The sequence below is a fragment of the Neorhizobium sp. USDA 3394 genome (assembly GCF_056280385.1).
Map to the genome: position 1 here is coordinate 1,369,096 of NZ_JBWCDU010000001.1, position 17,555 is coordinate 1,386,650.

At 62.1% G+C, this 17,555-nt stretch carries 16 protein-coding genes and 1 other RNA gene; 10 read left to right on the top strand and 7 right to left on the bottom strand.

The annotated features are described in order from the left end of the window. Positions 1–80 precede the first annotated feature (80 nt). The 4 genes from ACZ9EJ_RS06435 to ACZ9EJ_RS06450 all read right to left on the bottom strand — a co-directional run bounded on the left by ACZ9EJ_RS06435 (position 81) and on the right by ACZ9EJ_RS06450 (position 4,270). A complete protein-coding gene (locus ACZ9EJ_RS06435; RefSeq protein ID WP_046625940.1) occupies positions 81–1,283 on the bottom strand; it encodes a lytic murein transglycosylase in 1,203 nt (400 codons plus the stop codon). 141 nt (positions 1,284–1,424) lie between these two features. Further along, a complete protein-coding gene (locus tag ACZ9EJ_RS06440; RefSeq protein ID WP_046639335.1) occupies positions 1,425–2,210 on the bottom strand; it encodes a glycoside hydrolase family 25 protein in 786 nt (261 codons plus the stop codon). Between the two features lie 144 nt (positions 2,211–2,354). Next, a complete protein-coding gene (locus ACZ9EJ_RS06445) occupies positions 2,355–3,023 on the bottom strand; it encodes a class I SAM-dependent methyltransferase (protein WP_046639189.1) in 669 nt (222 codons plus the stop codon). Then, on the bottom strand, positions 3,023–4,270 hold the full coding sequence (locus ACZ9EJ_RS06450) for a BtaA family protein (RefSeq protein ID WP_046639190.1): 1,248 nt from the start codon (positions 4,268–4,270) through the stop codon (positions 3,023–3,025). The genes ACZ9EJ_RS06445 and ACZ9EJ_RS06450 overlap by 1 nt, the downstream gene beginning before the upstream one ends. 164 nt (positions 4,271–4,434) lie before the next feature. Here ACZ9EJ_RS06450 and ACZ9EJ_RS06455 point away from each other — a divergent pair, with 164 nt between their 5' ends. Next, positions 4,435–5,787: a serine hydrolase domain-containing protein gene (locus ACZ9EJ_RS06455; protein ID WP_046639336.1), complete on the top strand. Its 1,353-nt coding sequence runs from the start codon at positions 4,435–4,437 to the stop codon at positions 5,785–5,787. A 36-nt stretch (positions 5,788–5,823) separates the two neighbouring features. Here ACZ9EJ_RS06455 and ACZ9EJ_RS06460 read toward each other — a convergent pair whose 3' ends face one another. The 3 genes from ACZ9EJ_RS06460 to ACZ9EJ_RS06470 all read right to left on the bottom strand — a co-directional run bounded on the left by ACZ9EJ_RS06460 (position 5,824) and on the right by ACZ9EJ_RS06470 (position 8,937). Further along, positions 5,824–6,939 carry a transglycosylase SLT domain-containing protein gene (locus tag ACZ9EJ_RS06460; protein ID WP_052764533.1) on the bottom strand — a complete coding sequence of 372 codons (1,116 nt, stop codon included), beginning with the start codon at positions 6,937–6,939 and terminating at the stop codon, positions 5,824–5,826. Between the two features lie 101 nt (positions 6,940–7,040). Next, the gene (locus ACZ9EJ_RS06465) at positions 7,041–7,676 is read right to left on the bottom strand and encodes a LysE family translocator (RefSeq protein ID WP_046639191.1); all 636 of its coding nucleotides are present in this window, start codon (positions 7,674–7,676) and stop codon (positions 7,041–7,043) included. 49 nt (positions 7,677–7,725) lie between these two features. Then, on the bottom strand, positions 7,726–8,937 hold the full coding sequence (locus ACZ9EJ_RS06470; RefSeq protein WP_046639192.1) for a pyrophosphate--fructose-6-phosphate 1-phosphotransferase: 1,212 nt from the start codon (positions 8,935–8,937) through the stop codon (positions 7,726–7,728). A gap of 327 nt (positions 8,938–9,264) precedes the next feature. On the opposite strand from ACZ9EJ_RS06470, the gene ACZ9EJ_RS06475 reads away from it, so the two are divergent. From ACZ9EJ_RS06475 to ACZ9EJ_RS06515, 9 genes are all read left to right on the top strand, one after another. Then, positions 9,265–10,014 carry a J domain-containing protein gene (locus ACZ9EJ_RS06475; protein ID WP_046625956.1) on the top strand — a complete coding sequence of 250 codons (750 nt, stop codon included), beginning with the start codon at positions 9,265–9,267 and terminating at the stop codon, positions 10,012–10,014. Next, positions 10,011–10,772 (top strand): N-acetylmuramoyl-L-alanine amidase, encoded by a 762-nt coding sequence (locus tag ACZ9EJ_RS06480; protein ID WP_046639193.1) that lies wholly within the window; start codon positions 10,011–10,013, stop codon positions 10,770–10,772. Before ACZ9EJ_RS06475 ends, ACZ9EJ_RS06480 begins: the two co-directional genes overlap by 4 nt. 242 nt (positions 10,773–11,014) lie before the next feature. After that, positions 11,015–11,611 carry a lytic transglycosylase domain-containing protein gene (locus ACZ9EJ_RS06485; protein WP_046639194.1) on the top strand — a complete coding sequence of 199 codons (597 nt, stop codon included), beginning with the start codon at positions 11,015–11,017 and terminating at the stop codon, positions 11,609–11,611. 67 nt (positions 11,612–11,678) lie between these two features. Further along, positions 11,679–12,869: an FAD-dependent oxidoreductase gene (locus ACZ9EJ_RS06490; RefSeq protein WP_046639337.1), complete on the top strand. Its 1,191-nt coding sequence runs from the start codon at positions 11,679–11,681 to the stop codon at positions 12,867–12,869. 70 nt (positions 12,870–12,939) lie between these two features. After that, an RNA gene (rnpB, locus tag ACZ9EJ_RS06495) (RNase P RNA component class A) lies at positions 12,940–13,375 on the top strand. A gap of 450 nt (positions 13,376–13,825) precedes the next feature. Next, a complete protein-coding gene (gene mraZ / locus ACZ9EJ_RS06500) occupies positions 13,826–14,260 on the top strand; it encodes a division/cell wall cluster transcriptional repressor MraZ (protein ID WP_046639195.1) in 435 nt (144 codons plus the stop codon). 14 nt (positions 14,261–14,274) lie between these two features. Next, the gene (gene rsmH / locus ACZ9EJ_RS06505) at positions 14,275–15,300 is read left to right on the top strand and encodes a 16S rRNA (cytosine(1402)-N(4))-methyltransferase RsmH (RefSeq protein WP_046639196.1); all 1,026 of its coding nucleotides are present in this window, start codon (positions 14,275–14,277) and stop codon (positions 15,298–15,300) included. A 3-nt stretch (positions 15,301–15,303) separates the two neighbouring features. Continuing rightward, on the top strand, positions 15,304–15,765 hold the full coding sequence (gene ftsL, locus ACZ9EJ_RS06510) for a cell division protein FtsL (RefSeq protein ID WP_046639197.1): 462 nt from the start codon (positions 15,304–15,306) through the stop codon (positions 15,763–15,765). Further along, positions 15,765–17,507: a peptidoglycan D,D-transpeptidase FtsI family protein gene (locus ACZ9EJ_RS06515; protein ID WP_046639198.1), complete on the top strand. Its 1,743-nt coding sequence runs from the start codon at positions 15,765–15,767 to the stop codon at positions 17,505–17,507. Before ftsL ends, ACZ9EJ_RS06515 begins: the two co-directional genes overlap by 1 nt. Positions 17,508–17,555 lie beyond the last annotated feature (48 nt).

Consider the following 17,555-nt stretch of genomic DNA (forward strand, 5'->3'; position numbering starts at 1 on the left):
ATCCCCCTCGCGGTCAAGGTCAGGGAATAATCCTATGATCCGCGAGTCGCCACCCGATTTCGCTCGGGCGGCGATGTATTTCAGAGCGCGGAGAGCAGGGTCTGGGTCGGCCAGCCGTCGGCCGGCTGGCCAAGGCGCGCCTGTTCCTTCTGGACGGCCTGGCGCGTGCCAGACCCCAGGATGCCGTCGACCTTGCCGATATTGTGGCCGAGCGCTTCCAGCTTGGTCTGCAGCGCCTTCATGCCGGTGTCGTCCAGGCCCTGGTCCGGCGTGCCCTTCAGATAGGTCGGAGCGCCGGAAAGCCGGGTTGCGAAATAGGCGGCCGAGGTCGTGTAGATGAACGACTGGTTCCATTCCAGATAGATGCTGAAGTTCGGATAGGTCAGGAAGGCCGGCCCCTTGCGACCCTGCGGCAGGATCAGGGCGGCGGGCAGGTTGCCGAAGTTGGTCACGCCGTCGCGCGGGGTGACGCCCAGCTTGAACCATTCGCTGGCCGGCATCTCGTTGCCGAGGCCGGACTTGTCCCAGGGGAGGTTCTCCGGCAGCTGCACTTCCTGCATCCACGGCTGGCCAGGCTTGAAGCCCATGCTCTGGATGAATTTTGCGGCCGTGAGAATAGCGTCAGGCGAACTGGCCTTGACGTTGATATGGCCATCGCCGTCACCATCGACGCCGTGGGCGATGATATCCTCGGGGAGCATCTGCACCTGGCCGATCTCGCCGGCCCATGCGCCCGTATTGGTGGAAGGATTGAGGTCGCCGTGCTGGACCATCTCGATCAGGGCGATCAGTTGCGGGCGGAAAAGCTGCGGGCGGCGGCAGTCGTGCGAGAGGGTCACCAGTGCATTACGGGTGTTGAAATCGCCCTGGACGGCGCCGAAATCGGTCTCCATCCCCCAGAAGGCGGTGATGACGCCGGGCGCCACGCCGAACTCCTTCTCCGCGCGGGCGAAGACCTCCGCATACTGCTTGATTTTCTGGCGGCCGATGTCGAGGCGCGCCTGGCTGACGGTGCGCTGCGAAAATTCGAGGAAGGTCTGGCGGAACACGCCCTGAGCCCGGTCGCGGGACAGAACCTTCTGATCGATCTGGGCGCCGGCGAGCGCTTCATCCGCCGCACTTGCCGACGCGCCCTTGGAAATGGCTTCCGCCTTGACGCCCTCGAGGAAGGCGCCGAGATCTCCGCCGCAGGCGGGAGCCGGGGCCTGGGCGAGAGCGGTGGAGGCAAGGCAAGTGGTGATGACGGAGGCAAGGGCGAGGCGGCGGGCAAAGCGAGCGGACATTCGGCGTTCCTAGAATCTGAGTAAGCGCTATCCGATCTCGGAAAATTTTGTGACCGAAACGTGGACGGCAGCCGTGTTGGCGCAGTTATTATCGCAACTGCTCACACATTGCCAGATACCTGTTCGCCAGAGGCACGGGGGTTACTTTGAGACTGCTGCAACCCAGTTGTGCCAGTTCTTGGACGTGCCCGCAAAGACGTTGATATCCATCTCGCCCTTGATGCCCGGCACGACGCCCGTCGAGGTATATTGCCAGAAAGCCCAGCGGCGATCCGGGTAGATCTTGGTTGGATGCTGTGCCACGGCGCGGAGCCAGAAGTGGTAGTTGCTGAAGGCGCCGCCCAGATTGTCCCGGTGGAAATCCACCGACGTATAGATGATCGGCCGCTTGCCGTAATAGGCCTCGACGCGGTCCATGAAGCGCTGCATCGACGCACGCACGGTCTCGGGATCGGGGCGGGTCTTGCAGGTCGGCGAGGAATGGTTCCATTCCATGTCGAGGACCGGCGGCAGCTTCACCGCGTCCTTCGGGACATTGTTGATGAACCAGTCGGCCTGTTCGTCGGCTGTCGAGCAGAAATAGTAGAAGTGGTAGGGGGCATAGGGAATGCCGGCCGAAGCGGCGCCCCGCCAGTTCAGCTCGAAGGTCGGGTCGATGCGATCCTTGCCTTCCGTCGCCTTGATGAAGACGAAGGCGATGCCGGATTTTTTGACGGCGGGCCAGTCGATATCGGTGCCGTTCCACTTGGAAACGTCGATGCCGTGGATTTCGTGGAGCCCAGGGTGAGTTTTGCCGAAATCCTGCGGGTCATTGTCCTTGAAGCGCATCTTCTTGACCGATGACGTTTCCATCAGGTCATAGCTTGAGGATGTGCATCCCGTGGCAAGGAGCGCGGTGGCAAGAAGGGCCAGAAGGAGCCGAGGCATGAACATCCCGTGTGGTGTCGACGTGGAAGCCTCTTGCCCCGTTCGACGCAAAACAGGGAGGCATGAACTCCATATTCACCATAACGTCGTAAAAAATCGGTTAGGGCAAGAGGATTTCACGCCTGAGATGCCAGGGCCGAGGCTTCAGCCGCGACGGCGGATGACGGCGTGCCAGGCATAACCCCGGCCGATCTCCTCGAAGATCATGTCGGCATCGGCGGCGGCCAGCTTGCTTTCCAGCACTTCGTGCAGGTCTGGCCGCGGCGTGACGTGGAAACGCGTAAGCCAGGCCTTCAAGAGCCGTCCGAACCAACCGGGCAGCCGTTCCTGCTGGCCGAAATCGACGATATGCAGGGAACCGTGCGGCGCCAAAGCCGCAAGCGATGCGTCGATCGCCTTTTCCCAGTCGGGAATCATCGACAGGGCGTAGGAGATCAGGATTCGGTCAAAGCCGGTGGCGCCGAATTCCTCTGCCTTGAAATTGGTGGCATCGGCGACGCGGAATTCCGGCATGACCGGCAGGCCGCGGAAATTGGCCCGGGCGCTTTCCAGCATTTCGGCGGAGATATCGAGGCCGTAGAGTTTTGCCGCCGGATAATGCCGGTGGGCAAGTGCCAGGTTGCGGCCCGTGCCGCAGCCGACTTCGAGAAGCGAGGCATTGGCGGGCACGTTCAGCCCGGCAATCGCCCGGTCGCGGCCGAAGAGGTAATATTTGCGGGTGATGTCGTAGATGTGGCGCTGATACCGGTACATCCGGTCCATGCGCTCGGCGTGGCCATTCGACAGGGAGCTGCTCGCCATATCCGTCGCCATCAGGCTTTCTTCACATAGATGTGGAAACCGCCGTAGATCGCCGACCGATCCTCGAGATTGAGCTCGTGGGAGCGCTCTTCCAGATAGGACCACTGGTCGAAAAGAGCCGGGGAAAGGCGACCGTCGAGCACGCTCTTTTCGGCGGCGGTGCGGAAGATCACGCGGGCGCCGGGCGCGGCCGTGCGGCTGATTTCCGACCAGACGTCGTTGAGCTGCTCGTCGTTCATCCAATCCTGCGCATCGAGCAGGACGTAACGATCGACCGAGCCGGCGGCCTTCTGGGCCAGAAGCTCGGTGAAGCTGGCATGGTGGACCGTGACGCGCTCGGCATTGTCGCGGATCGCGCGGTAGTTTTCAGCCTTGAGGTAGGTCGGCAGCGTGCCTTCCTCCGGTTTCGGATAACGGCGCGCGAAGGCCTGCCAGGCGAAATAGTTGTCGCGCAGCGGGAAATGGCAGGCGAGCTTTTCGAGGCGCTGGCGCAGGACCGGGGCGATCGATCCGTCGGAAGCGAGGCTCGCCAGCTCGTCATATTGCTGCGGCGGAATGCCGAGGCCGAACAGCGAGCTCTTGCGGCTGGTGATCCAGCGGATCAGCGGCCTGTCGAACAGCGGGGCGATACGGTCGTCGAAGAACTGGCGCTGCTCGCGCAGCGACTTGGCATTGGCCATCTCGGTCAGATTGATGCCATGCAGGCGGGCGATCAGGTGACCGGCGCCGATGAAACGGCCGAGCAGGCCGGTCTTGTAGATATTGCGATCGAAGACCTCGATCCGGCGGCGGCCGGCAAGCGAGCGCTTGTCCCAGTAGGCGCGGGTCGGGGCATCGAGGTTCGGCGCGATGAACACGTCGTAACTCTTGCTGTTGGTGCGGATGCCGTCCATGCCGAAGTGGCGCACGACGTCGCCATGGCCGGGCAGGTGGCGGAAGGCGGCGAGCTTCAGGCGGTTCAGCGCGACGTGATGCGGGTTCAGATCGACGACGTCGATCTTCTTCGGCGAGCGGGAGAGATAAGCGAGCATGTTGCAGCCGCCGGAACCGATGGTGACGATCGAATGCTGGTCGGAAAGCTCCATCGCCGTCATGTCGACTTCCGGGTCTTCCCAGATCTGCGGATAGACGAGACCGGAGAACAGGAGGCCGAAAAGCCTTTCTGAGAAACCCTGCCGGGACAGAGCTTTATGCTGCAGAAGGGCGTCCTTCAGCTTCTGGTTTTTCCGAAAACCGGCTTCCTGTGCAATATCCGCCATGGTCGAGTCCCGCCTTGTCCAGAGTTTCAGCGCGTGTAAACCTGTCATGCTACAGATTGATGACGCTGCCTGTGGCCGGCCTACCGATCGGCCCGACGCGGCCGAACACCTCTTCCTTGGACCTGAGAATCCTGATTGCATGCGGCCTTGAAATGGAGGCAGGCATGCGGTTGTTGGTGCGGTTCGTAAAAATCCTCTGCGGCGTCATCGTCGTCGGCCTGATCGGGCTCGGGATCTGGCTCTATACCTCGCCGCCGGACCTGCTGAGGGTCGGCAGCGGCTATTCGGCCAAGATGGTCTGCTCGAACGTCTTTCTTGCCGGCCGCGACAGCAGCGAAGTCCTGGCCGTCGACGTGCAGGCTCCGGGTCACCCGCTTCTGAAATTGATGCGGGTCTCCGTCGATCGAACGGAAAAGCGTGTTCATGCAGCGCTGCTCGGCATTTTTGCCGGCAATGACGCGGTCTATCGCGAAGGGCTCGGCTGCGCCGTCGTCCCCGATGGGACGCCGGTGGCGACTGCCGGCATTCCGCTGCCTGCCGTTACGTCAATCGATCCGTCATCGCTTTGGCCGGAAGGCGGAAAAGTCGATTCCGATCCGTTGCTTGCGCAGATTCTTTCAGATGCGGGTCTCGCCGGTCCGGGCCTTCGGGCGGTGGTTGTCGTCAAGCGGGGACGGATCGTCGGCGAGGTCTATTCGACCGGTTTTTCCAAGGATACTCCGTTGCTCGGCTGGTCGATGACCAAGACGGTGAACGCCACGATCCTCGGCACTCTGGTTCGCAACGGAAAGCTTTCGCTGGAAGATAAAAACCTGTTCCCGCAATGGCAGGGCAACCAGCGCGGCGATATCAGGATTACCGACCTCGCCGGCATGGAAAGCGGGCTTGCCTTCAACGAGAATTACGGCGCGGTCGCCGATGTCACCCGCATGCTCTATCTCGAGCCTGACATGGCGAATTTCGCGGCCGACCAGCCGCTGGAGGCCGATCCCGGCACGCGATTCGGCTATTCTTCCGGTACGGCCGTGATGCTGTCGAAGATCTGGATGGACAAGATCGGCGACAGGGCCGCGGCGCTCTCCTATCCCCGTACTGCCCTGTTCGGTCCGCTAGGAATGACGAGCGCCGTCATGGAGACCGATGCGGCCGGCACGTTCGTCGGCAGCTCGTATATGTATGCGACCGCGCGGGACTGGGCCCGGATCGGGCTGCTGCTTGCGCGGGACGGCGTCTGGAACGGCAACCGGATCCTGCCGCAAGGTTTCGTCGCCCTGATGCACCAGGCCAACGCCACGCCGAACGGCCGTTATTCGAAGATGCAGACCTGGCTGCCCGGCAGGGATAATCCAGGCATGCCGGCGGATGCCTTTTTTCTGCAGGGGCATGACGGACAGACCATCACGGTCATCCCGTCGCTCGATCTCGTGGTGGTGCGGCTCGGGCTGACGCCGAGCTGGAACCGCTACGATCCGACCCGGCTGGTCGCCGAGGTGGTGAAAACAACAACGGCGCCCTGAGGCCGCCGCCGAACATTTCCAAGCACTTCAGCCTGGCTATTTCTCCAGGACGTCCAGCATGTTCTTGCGTTTGGCGTCGTAATAATAGCCGCGCGCGTAGAGCTTGATGGCATTGTCGTTTCTGTTGTCGGCCACAAGCCAGGCGCCGCGCAGATATTTGATCGCGTATTTGAGATTGGTCTCGGCGTCGAGCAGGCCGGCCGGCGGGCCTTCGTAGCCCATGGACTTGGCGGTCGAATACTTGATCTGCATGAGACCCCAGTAGCCGTTCTTGTGATAGGCCTTGGGATCGTATTTGCTTTCCCGATGCACGACGCGGTGCACCAGCGATTCCGGCACGCCATACATGCCGGCATAACGCTTGATGAGCTTGCTCAACTCCGGCGGGGCACCGGTGGCCGTGGACGGCATCGGCTCGCCGGGCGCCGGCGGGAATTCCATGGCGGACAAGGCGGCAACGGCTCTCGGCTGCGCTGCATAGGCGAGCGTCGCGGTGTCCGGGCGCGGGGTCGGCACGACAGTCTGCAGCGCGACCATGTCCGGTGTCAGTTCCCGTTCGTCCAGTGCGATCGCCGAGGCTGCCGCCGGCTGGATCTTGCCTTCGCTGACCGCTGGCGCGATCGGCGGCGACACAAGGCGGCCGCCCTTCGGCGAGGCAAGGCTCGCCGGCTGGGTCGAAGCGAGAATTGTCGAAGTGGTCGGAGCAACGGGCGGGGGCATCATCGCCGGGCCGGGCGCGGGGGCGAAAGCGACGAGCGGCGCCATGGTGGGCGATGCCATTGCGGCGGACTGAACGGACATCGCATCGGCGGCCGCCGGCAGCGGAACGGGAAGTCTTGCGGTCTTGGCAAGCGCCACGGTCGGCTGCGTGCCGACCGTCTGGGCGGCCGAGGCGACCTGAACGCCCGGAGGAGTCATCTGGCCCGCGGTCTGGGCCTGCCCGTTTACCGGGAGATCGGATTTGTACTGGATAGTCGTCTGGCCATCCGCGGATGCCGTCTGGACAGGTCCGGTCGCCTGGCCGCTGGTCGGTACGGCTGTCTGTGTCGCTGCAAGCTTTTGCTCGCGTTCGACACTCGAACATCCGGCGAGAACCGAAGAAACGGCGCACGCCACAGCCGTTCCGCGGCCGAGGAATCGGATTATCGCCATTGGGTCGCTTTCATGAAAAATGGTTACCCCAGTCCGCCCAAACGCCACCAAAAGAGTGTTTTGATTAACCTATTGGGCAGCGTCCGGCAAGATGGCGAGCGTCAGGCGGCGATCCGACGATAGCCGGCTGTGACCGCGCGCCGCGAAATGAAGCGCGTCTGGGGCTTGCGCGAGGCGGAGTTGAGGTTGGCGGGCCGCCGCCTGCGGTCGAGCACGCGGCGCGGAAAAAGCACGTGAATCCCGGCTCCAAGCGCGGCGCAGACAAGGAAGGTCGCCTGCATTTCGAGAAGCTGGGGCAGGAGGAAGCGGTCGGGATCGACGAACTGGGCGAGCACGGCTGCAAGGACGACGGCATAACGCGCCCGGAAGGCGGATTTGCCGAACAGGCATCCGAAGATTCGGGCTGCCCGACATTCGGGAAGATTGTCGTTGTCGGCGATGGGGCCGGAGATTCGCGGGTCCTGGTAGGACCAGATCACATACAGCATCAGATAACCGAGCCCCGCCCAGGACATCATGTCCATGAGCTTGGGAAGATAGACCGCGATCAGGGCCATGGGAATCATGGCGACGATCAGCGCCGCAGACATTCCGACGGCAAGCCCCGGAACCGTGGCGATCGCCGTGCGGCGACCGCGCTGGAGCGAGAAGCTGGCGGTGAGGCAAGCGAGAGGGCTTGGAAGGAGGGCGAGAAAGATCGCGGTCGCAGCAAAAGCGAGCCAGATGTCAGCCGTCATTCCATTTTCCTCCCGGGCGCCCGTTTGCGGCGCCCGCCAATTTCCTGTCTCAAGCCTCTTCGAAGGGCTGGCCGATATGATCCATCACTTCGCCGAACCATTTTGCCGTCAGATCGAAATGTTTTCCACCCTTGATTCTGGGAAATTCGATCGTCCGCAGTTTTCCGTTCTGTTCCTCGTCGTGGCCGGTGACGCCCGAAACCCTGTTCAGCGCGCTTTCGACGGCGAGATCCACCATGCCCTGGATGAGGCGCAGGTCGTCGCCGTTTGCCGGCGCCGAGCGGGCGAAATAGCCGGACTTCTGCACCATCGAGCGATCAGCGCCGATCAGCGCCGCGAACTGCTTCTGGAACCAGCCGCCGACATTGATCGTGTCGATCTTAACATGTCCGAACGCGTCGCGCTTGATCGATTCGCCTGCCGCTTCCCGTTCGGCGACGATTGTATCGAGACCGGCACCTTCCGAAACGAACAAGGTCACGAAACCGCGCTTGTCCATGACGTCCTTGAGGCGTGCGGCTTCCTTGTCCAGGTCGAAGGCCATTTCCGGCAGGTAGACACCGTCGATGTTCTTCATCGCGCTGTTCATCATGAAGCCCTCGACATATTCATTGCCTTTGGTCTTCTGAATATAGGCCCGCGCGGTCGCGGCGGTAAGCCAGCCGCAGTGACGTCCCATCACTTCGTGAATCACAAATGTGCGAGGAGCAGCGCTCTGCTCGTTGGAAACGTTGTCGAAGAATGAAGCGCCGACTTCGGCAGCCGTCCAGGCGCCGAGCGACTGACGGATCGGCACGATGTCGTTGTCGACGGTCTTCGGCAGGCCGACGACGGTGAGGTCGTAGCCGTTGGCCCCGAGATAGGCTGCGAGGTCGGCTGCCGTCGTGTTGGTGTCGTCGCCGCCGATCGTGTGGAGGATGGTGATTCCATCGGCTGCCAGCCGGTCGGCGGCAATGCGAAGCGGGTTCTCGCCTTCCTTGACGAGGCCGCGCTTGACGCAGTCTGCGGCATTGGTGAGCTTGACGCGGCTGTTGCCGATCGGCGAGCCGCCGTAGCGGTGCAGCAGATGGGCCTTTTCGCGCATGTCCTTGGTGATTTCGATACGGTCGCCGAGCAGGACGCCCTGATAACCGGAACGGTAGGCGACCATCTCGACATCAGGCGCGACGTCGTTGTAGCGCTCGATCAGGCCGCCCACGGCGGAAGACAGACAAGGCGCAAGGCCCCCTGCGGTCAGCATTGCTACTTTCTGTTTGGCCATCGATCCTCCTTCACGCGCATGCTCGCGTACAGTTCAAAACCGCTGGAATGGATGCGACAGAGACAGGCCCCTGTAAAGTGAATTTCTCAAGAAAAACCGCAGCTTCGACTTCTCGGCTCAGGAGAGCCTAATATAATCGATTCAACTGTCGCGGCCCCTCGATCCCGCTTGTGGAAAAACAGATTCGGAGGCTTCGCAATTGTCCCGAAGAGCAGGGTCACCTGTCTGTGAGCGCCGGTGATTGTTCGGAAAACATGAACATAGTTTAATCTAAGACGGACCGTCGGTCGCCTTGCAATCCCAATTATAATCTGGTCCACTGCGCTCATGATCTGGGATTTCGCCTGCCTTCACTTTTCCTCCCTTTGGGAACGGCTTCTCGGCGCCATGGGCGACGCGGCCGGGAACGCGCTCGGCCGTGTCATCGAGGCGATCCGCACCACATTCGAGGGTGATCCGGAAACGCGCCGGCAGGTATCTTTCTCGGTCGCGATCATCGCGCTGTCGGCCAAGATGGCGAAGGCTGACGGTATCGTCAGCGAGGCTGAGGTCAAGGCCTTTCAACAGATATTCGATTTTCCCGACGAGGAAGCCCGCAACGTGGCGCGCCTCTATAATCTCGCGCGCCAGGATGTCGCGGGCTACGAAGCTTATGCGGCAAAGCTTGCAGGCCTGTGCAGCCCGGGTGCGGGCAGGGCTGAAAACTGCCCGATGCTGGAAAACGTCGTCGACGGCCTGTTCCACATCGCCAAGGCGGACGGCCTTGTGCATGAGGCGGAACTGGCGTTCCTGTCACGTATTGCCGAGATCTTCCGCATCGACGAGGGGCATTTCCGCCGCATCATGGCGCGGCACGTGCATCTCGACGGCCGGGATCCCTATCTTGTGCTCGGCGTTTCGCCGGAAGACGATTTCGCCAAGATCCGCAAGCAGTACCGCTCGCTGGTTTCCGAGCATCATCCGGACCGGTTGATCGCCCGCGGCGTTCCGGCTTCGCTGCACGCTGCCGCCAATGAACGCATGGCCGCGCTCAACGCCGCCTATTCGGCGATCGAGAAAGAGCGCCGCGCTGCATGACGCCGTTCAACGCCGATTATGCCGGCGCGACGGTAAGGCCTTCCCCCAATCACGGCGAGCGCGTCGGCGGGCGCCGGCCCGACATGATCATCCTGCATTACACCGGGATGCCGAGCGGCAACCAGGCGCTCTCCTGGCTCTGTAACGAGGAGAGCCAGGTCTCAAGCCACTATTTCGTCCACGAGGACGGGGGCGTGGTGCAGCTCGTGCCGGAGGACCGCCGTGCCTGGCATGCCGGCAAGAGTTCCTGGGCCGGCGAGACCGACATCAATTCCTGTTCGATCGGCATCGAAATCGCCAATCCCGGCCATCCGGGAGGCCTGCCGGACTATCCGTCCGTGCAGATCCAGGCCGTCCTCGAATTGTGTCGCGATTGCGGCGAAAGGTGGCAAATCGCGCCGGAACGTGTGCTCGGGCACTCCGATGTCGCCCCCATACGCAAGGTCGATCCGGGGGAAAATTTCCCCTGGGAGAAATTGCACCTTGAGGGTGTCGGACATTGGATCGATCCAGCACCGATCAGCGGCGGGCGGTTTTTCCAGTTCGGGGAGAGCGGCCAGCCCATCGAGGCATTGCAGTCGATGCTCTCGCTCTATGGCTACGGAATTGAAATCACGGGTAATTTCTGCGAGCGCACGAGGGGCGTGGTCGAAGCCTTCCAGCGTCATTTCCGGCCGCAGCTGGTCGACGGCATCGCCGATTTTTCGACGATCGACACGCTTCATCGGCTGCTCAAGTCCTTGCCAAAATTCAATTAGCGTGGCTGCCGCACCGGTCGTTCGGGACCGCGTCGAAATCGCAAAATTTTGCAGTGCCACATCATCTCCTTATTAGCCCTATCTAAAGGACCCGCTAACGGCAGCCGCCATGTTGGACGGGGGTTGCAGAGATAAACGACCAGGAATCGTGAAGCATCGCGCCGTCAATCCGGCGACGCGCTGAGAGGGTGTTTGCGTAACGACACCCGCGGTTCCTGTTGGTCCGGAGACACTTCACCTAAATGAATACAATGATTGTTGCTGCCGCGGCGGGCCTTGCCATGCTGGTCGCGGGAACCGAACTCGTGCGTGCTGAGGACGACGCCGTCACCACCTATACCAAGCCGCTGGTCATTCCATGGGAAACGCGCGAAACCGGTTTTGCCGCGCCCACCGACGAAGCCAGGCGCCTCGTTCGGCAGCTTCATTATTCTCAGCTGATCTCGAAATATGCGGATGAATACGATGTTCCGGAAGAACTCGCGCTGGCGGTGGTGCAGATCGAGAGCAACTTCCGTCCGACCGCCAAGGGCAGTGCGGGCGAGATCGGGCTGATGCAGATCAAGCCGGCGACGGCAAGGCTGATGGGTTACCGGGGGCCGGACTATGGCCTCTACGATCCCGAAACCAATATCCGCTTCGGGATGAAATATCTGGCCGGCGCGCACGAACTCGGTGGCGGCAAGATCTGCGGCACCATCCTCAGATACAATGCCGGCCACGGCGCCAAGCGCATGAACCCGGTTTCCAAGCGTTATTGCAATCGGGTGCAGGCGGTGATCGAGACCGCCGAACAGTCGACCGAACAGACTGCGTCGCTTTCGCCTGTGGCATTTTGATTCCGAAAACGGCTAGAAGTACTTCCGACAGAAGACATTTCGGCCGGTGGAATCGAAAGGCAAGGGCATGACGGAGCGGTTCAGATTTATCGTGATCGGGAGGGGCATGATGGGCGCTGCGGCGGCTCGCTACCTCTCGAAATGGACCGACGGTATTGCGTTGGTCGGTCCCGGTGAGCCGGCGGACTATGGGCGCCATGACGGCGTCTTTGCCAGCCACTACGACGAGGCGCGGATCACCCGGACGATCGATCCCGATCCCGAGTGGGCGCGCCTCGCCAACCGTTCGATCGAGCGCTACGGCGAGATCGCTCGCGAAAGCGGCGTGGATTTCTATTCCGAATCGGGCTGCCTTCTGGTCGGCCCGAAGCGGGGCGACGGCCCGTCCTATGTGGCAAACGTCCTGGATGCGGCAGACAAGCTCCGCGTTTCGACCGAGACGCTGTCGGATGCGGATCTTGGCCGCCGATTCGGCTTCTTCTCCTTCCCGAAGGACAGCGAGGGCGTCTGGGAGCCGAAAAATGCCGGTTACATCAATCCGCGCCGGCTGGTGAAGGCTCAGGCCCTCATCGCAGAGCGCCAGGGCACCGCGATCATTCCGGAAACGGTGATTTCCGTGCGGCAGGACGGCGATTCCGTCACCGTGACGACCGCCGAGGGCCGCAGCTATTCGGCGGAAAAGGTGCTGGTGGCGGCCGGTGGGTTCTCGATCAACGAAAATCTTTTGCCGCGGCGTCTCGACCTCAACGTCTATGCGCGCACCGTTGCCTTTTTCGAGGTTGACGAAGCGGCAATGGAAGTCTGGGGCAGGGTGCCTTCGCTGATCTGGAAATGGCGCGAGGGCGAGGACGGCATCTACCTCCTGCCGCCGGTGCGCTATCCCGACGGCAAGATCTACCTGAAGATCGGCGGCGATCCGGACGACCTGCTGCTGCCGACGGAGCCCGATATCCGCGCCTGGTTCCGCTCGGGCGGTCGCGAAAGCACCCGCGCCCGGCTTGCCGAGATCATGACGCGGTTGATGCCGGAACTCGATCTCTCGCGTTCGTCGATGGCGGCCTGCGTCACCTCCTTCACGCCGACCGGATATCCGGCGATCGCGATGACCGATGCTTCCCGCATCGGCATCCTCAGCGGCGGCTGCGGGGCGGCGGCCAAAAGTTCGGACGAGATCGGCCGGCTGGGCGCCGAACTGATCTACCATGGGAAAATCCGGGACGATGCCTATTCGACGGATTTCCGGGCCGATTATCTCTGACGAGATTATCTCCGGCCTGATTGCTTCCCGCCTATGGCTTTCGTTCCGCATCTCGGTTATGGACCCCCTGCCAGTTGGCCGGGCAGCCGCGCTTTACCAATGCCGAAAGGCGGTAGGGTGAGGAAAGTCCGGGCTCCACGGAAACACGGTGCCGGATAACGTCCGGCGGGGGCGACCCTAGGGAAAGTGCCACAGAAAGGAAACCGCCCCGCTTGCTGTACCGCTTCGACAAAGCGGCAGAGCTAGCGGGGTAAGGGTGAAAGGGTGGGGTAAGAGCCCACCGCGCTTCTGGTAACAGCGGCGGCAAGGTAAACCCCACCGGGAGCAAAACCGAATAGGGATGACGCGGGTCCAAGCGAAAGCGCGGGCTACAGCCTGTTTCCGGGCCAGTCATCCGGGTGGGTTGCGTGAGGCGATATGCAAATGTCGTCCCAGATGAATGGCTGCCACGTTCCGGTGCTTGCACCGGGGCCTTACAGAACCCGGCTTACAGGCCAACTGGCGTTTATTTCCCCTTCCTCGCGATTCTGTGTGCGCCTGCCAGAGACGAGGCAGGCGTCGCAGGAGGCCCGTTTCGGGCCTTGTCTTTTATATGAGGAATTTTGAAAGCTATTTGATTTTCCGCAGCTTACTGGGTGTCCCAAATCGACTTGCCGGACACTGCCAAGGCGGTTTCTTCGCTTCCTCTAATAACTCTTTGTTAAACTTAACAGCTTATAAATAAATCCTGCTTGGGAGTGGCTAGCGGGGCTTCTCCCATTGACGCCCATATGGTCCCATGGTATCCCAAAATCGCACTTCACAAGGGCGAATGAGCGCCCGCCAATCCCAGAATTTCGGTCGTCCTGCGGCCGGGCGGATATCCGCCCATCCGGATGGCGAAGCTGTGTTTGGTGTAGTGCTGAGCGGTGGACGGGCTTCCGTCTTCAACCATAACGGGGCGGATGTTTGGCGTGATGAGCCGCTTCCTGTCGAATGCGACGAACAGGATCGATGCGAAGGGACGGGTCTCCGTTCCGGCGAGTTTTCGTTCGGTCCTTTCGGAGCGTGGGATCCAGGAGCTTTATTGCCTCCAGGATTTCACCTATCCGGCGATCAGCGTCGGCGGGCCGGATCTGCTCGATCGTTACGAGCGGCAGATCGCCTCCGTCGATCCGTTTTCGCCGGAAGCGAACCGGATGTCGCTGCTCGTTCACGGTGGCGGCGTCTTCATGAGGCTCGATGCGGAGGGCCGGCTGATGGTCACGGATTTCATCCGCGACTTCACGGGAATCAGCTCGGATATCACCTTCGTTGGGCGCTCGGATCATTTTCAACTTTGGCAGCCGCGGGCGTTTCACGAGGCGCAGGCGGCGGCGAGAGAGGGGCGCTTCGGTTCGCGTCCCGCGTAAGACAGGGGAACGGAATGGCGGCGAATCCAGGCGACGGAACAACCGAGCCCGAAGGCGGACCGGTTCGTCACATTCCGGTTCTTCTGAAAGAAGTTCTCGAGGCACTCGAGCCCCGGGCCGGCAAGATCATTCTCGACGGTACGTTCGGGGCGGGCGGTTACACATCTGCGATCCTTGCCGCGGATGCCGAGGTGATCGCGCTCGATCGCGACCCGAATGCGATTGCCGCCGGCAAGGCGCTGGTCGATGCCCACAAGGGCCGCCTCCACCTCATTCACTCGCGGTTTTCCGACCTTGCCGATCACGCGCCGGAAGGCGGGCTTGACGGTGTCGTGCTCGATATCGGCGTTTCCTCCATGCAGATCGACGAGGCCGATCGCGGCTTCTCGTTTCAGCGCAACGGTCCGCTCGACATGCGCATGTCGTCGAGCGGCGTGTCGGCGGCCGATGTCGTCAATCGCGCCAAGGTCGGCGATCTCACCCGCATCTTCGGTTTCCTCGGCGAGGAAAAGCAGTCGGGTCGCATCGCCCGCGCCATCGAGAAGCGGCGCCTCACCGAACCCTTCACCACGACGCGTGAACTCGCAAACCTCATCGAGACCGTCAATCCGCGTAAGGCCAAGGACAAGATCCATCCCGCGACCCGCGTCTTCCAGGCGCTGCGAGTGTTCGTCAACGACGAGCTCGGCGAGCTCGCCCAGGCGCTGTTTGCGGCCGAGCGGGCGCTGAAGCCCAGCGGCCGGCTGGTCGTCGTCACCTTCCATTCGCTGGAGGACCGGATCGTCAAGCAGTTCTTCGCCGATCGTTCCGGCAAGGCCTCCGGTTCGCGCCACCTGCCGATGGTCGTGGCAAAGCCCGCGATCTTCGAGCCGCTCGGCAAAACGATGATCTCGGCGAGCGACGAGGAGGCGGAACTCAATCCGCGCGCCCGTTCCGCCAAGCTTCGCGCTGGGGTCCGCACGGAGGCCCCGCCGCGGTCCGCCGATATGTCCATTTTCGACCTGCCCGATCTCGCCAGCCTTGCAAAGATGGGAGCCTGATACATGCTGCGTAGCTTCGATCTTGTCCTGATCGGTGTGATGACGGCGGCGGCCGTCGTCACCTATTCGATCAAGCACCGCGCCGATGAAAAACTCAGCGAAGTTCACCGGCTGGAATCGGAAATCAAGCTGGAGAAGGACACGATCGATCTCCTGAAGGCGGACTGGGCTCTGCTGACCCAGCCGAACCGCCTGCACCGGCTGATCAACGTCTACAATTCCGAGCTGGCGCTGGCTCCCACGGAGACGACGCAGCTCGCGATGCCGAAGGAGCTGCCGATGCCGAAGGCGCAGCTTCCGCAGCCCGAGACCACCATCGAGGACATCATTGCCGGCAAGAACAGCGAAGTCGCCGCTGCGCTGAAGGGGGTTGCCGCCGCCAAGGCCAAGCCCGCCGCGAAAATCCCCGTGCCGCTGCGGCGCGGTCCCATCGAAGTCATTTCCACAGGATCGGTGAAACGCTGATGTCTTTCCTGTCCCGCATCATGATCGTCAAGAGCCGCGCGCATTTCTCCTCCGGCAGCCGTGTAAGCGGCTCCGAGAAGGCCTCCTTCGAGGGTACCCGCAAGCGCAAGTCCGCCCAGGCGAAAAACCGCGTCGGCCTGCTGATCGCCGGCTTCACGGTCTTCTACTGCGTCGTCGGCGGTCGCCTGATGCAATATGGCGTCGCGCAGCCGTTGACGACGTCGAGCATCCTGCCGGCGGACCGGCTTCTGGCCTCGCGCCCCGACCTCGTCGACCGCAACGGCGCTGTTCTGGCGACCGACATCCGCACGGTTTCGCTGTTTGCCGAACCCAACAAGATCATCGACGCCGACGAGGTGATCGAGAAGCTGGCGACGGTTCTGAACGACCTCGACGTCAAGGGCACCTATTCGAAGCTGACCTCGAACTCGCGTTTCCAGTGGCTGCGCCGCCAGTTGACGCCCAAGCAGCAGAGCCAGATCCTGGCGCTTGGAATTCCGGGCATCGGTTTCCGGCCCGAGAAGCGCCGTTTCTATCCGGGCGGCCCGACCGCCGCGCATGTCGTCGGTTATGTCAATATCGACAACCGCGGCGTTGCCGGCATGGAGCGTTACGTTGACAACCAGGGGCTTGCCGATCTCGCGGCCGTTGGCATGACTTCCAGCCAGCCGCTGGAGCCGGTCAAGCTGTCCATCGACCTGCGCGTCCAGTCGATCGTTCGCGACGTGGTGACCGAGGCGATCAGCAAGTACAGCTCGATCGGTGCCGGCGCGGTCGTTCTCGACGTCCATACCGGCGAAATCGTCGCCATGGCGTCGGCGCCCGATTTCGATCCCAACAATCCGGCCGAAGGCGGCGAGGAGGGATGGTTCAACCGCATGTCGAACGGCACGTTCGAAATGGGCTCGACCTTCAAGTCCTTCACGATCGCCATGGGCCTCGATTCCGGCAAGGTGAACCTTCAGAGCACGTTCGACGCCCGGTTCCCGATCCGCATCGGCGGCTTCACCATCAAGGACTTCCACGGCAAGGGGCGTGTGCTGAGCGTTCCGGAAATCTTCCAGTATTCGTCCAATATCGGCACCGCCAAGATTGCCGATACGGTCGGCATCGAAGGCCACAAGGATTTCCTGACCAAGCTCGGCCTGCTGACGAAAATGCACACGGAGCTTCCTGAAGTCGCCTCTCCGAGCCAGCCGCGCGAATGGAAGAAAATCAATTCGGTCACCATTTCCTTCGGCCACGGCGTCTCGACGACGCCACTGCAGACGGCGGTTGCCGGTGCGGCGCTCGTCAACGGCGGAAAATACATCCCGCCGACTTTTCTACCGCGCAACCGGGCAGAAGCCGATAAGGTCGCTACCCAGGTGCTCAAGCCCTCGACCAGCAAGGACATGCGCTTCCTGTTCGAATGGAACGGCGCCAACGGATCGGGCCGGAATGCGCGCGTCGCAGGCTTCAACGTCGGCGGCAAGACGGGTACGGCGGACAAGGTCGTCAACGGACGTTACGCCCATGACAAGAACTTCAACGCGTTCCTCGCCGCCTTCCCGATGGACAACCCGCAATATGTCGTGCTGACGTTCTGCGACGAACCCAAGACCGACAAGGGCAATGGCGCAGCGCTTGCCGCAACTTCGGCCGCGCCGATGGTCAAGGAGATCATCACCCGCGCCGCGCCCATTCTCGGTGTAAAGCCGAAATTCGGCAATGACGGTTCTGCCCTGCTTGTGTCTTATTGAGCGATAACAACGTGAGCGCACGATTCGAGGGGACGACGCTCAGAATGG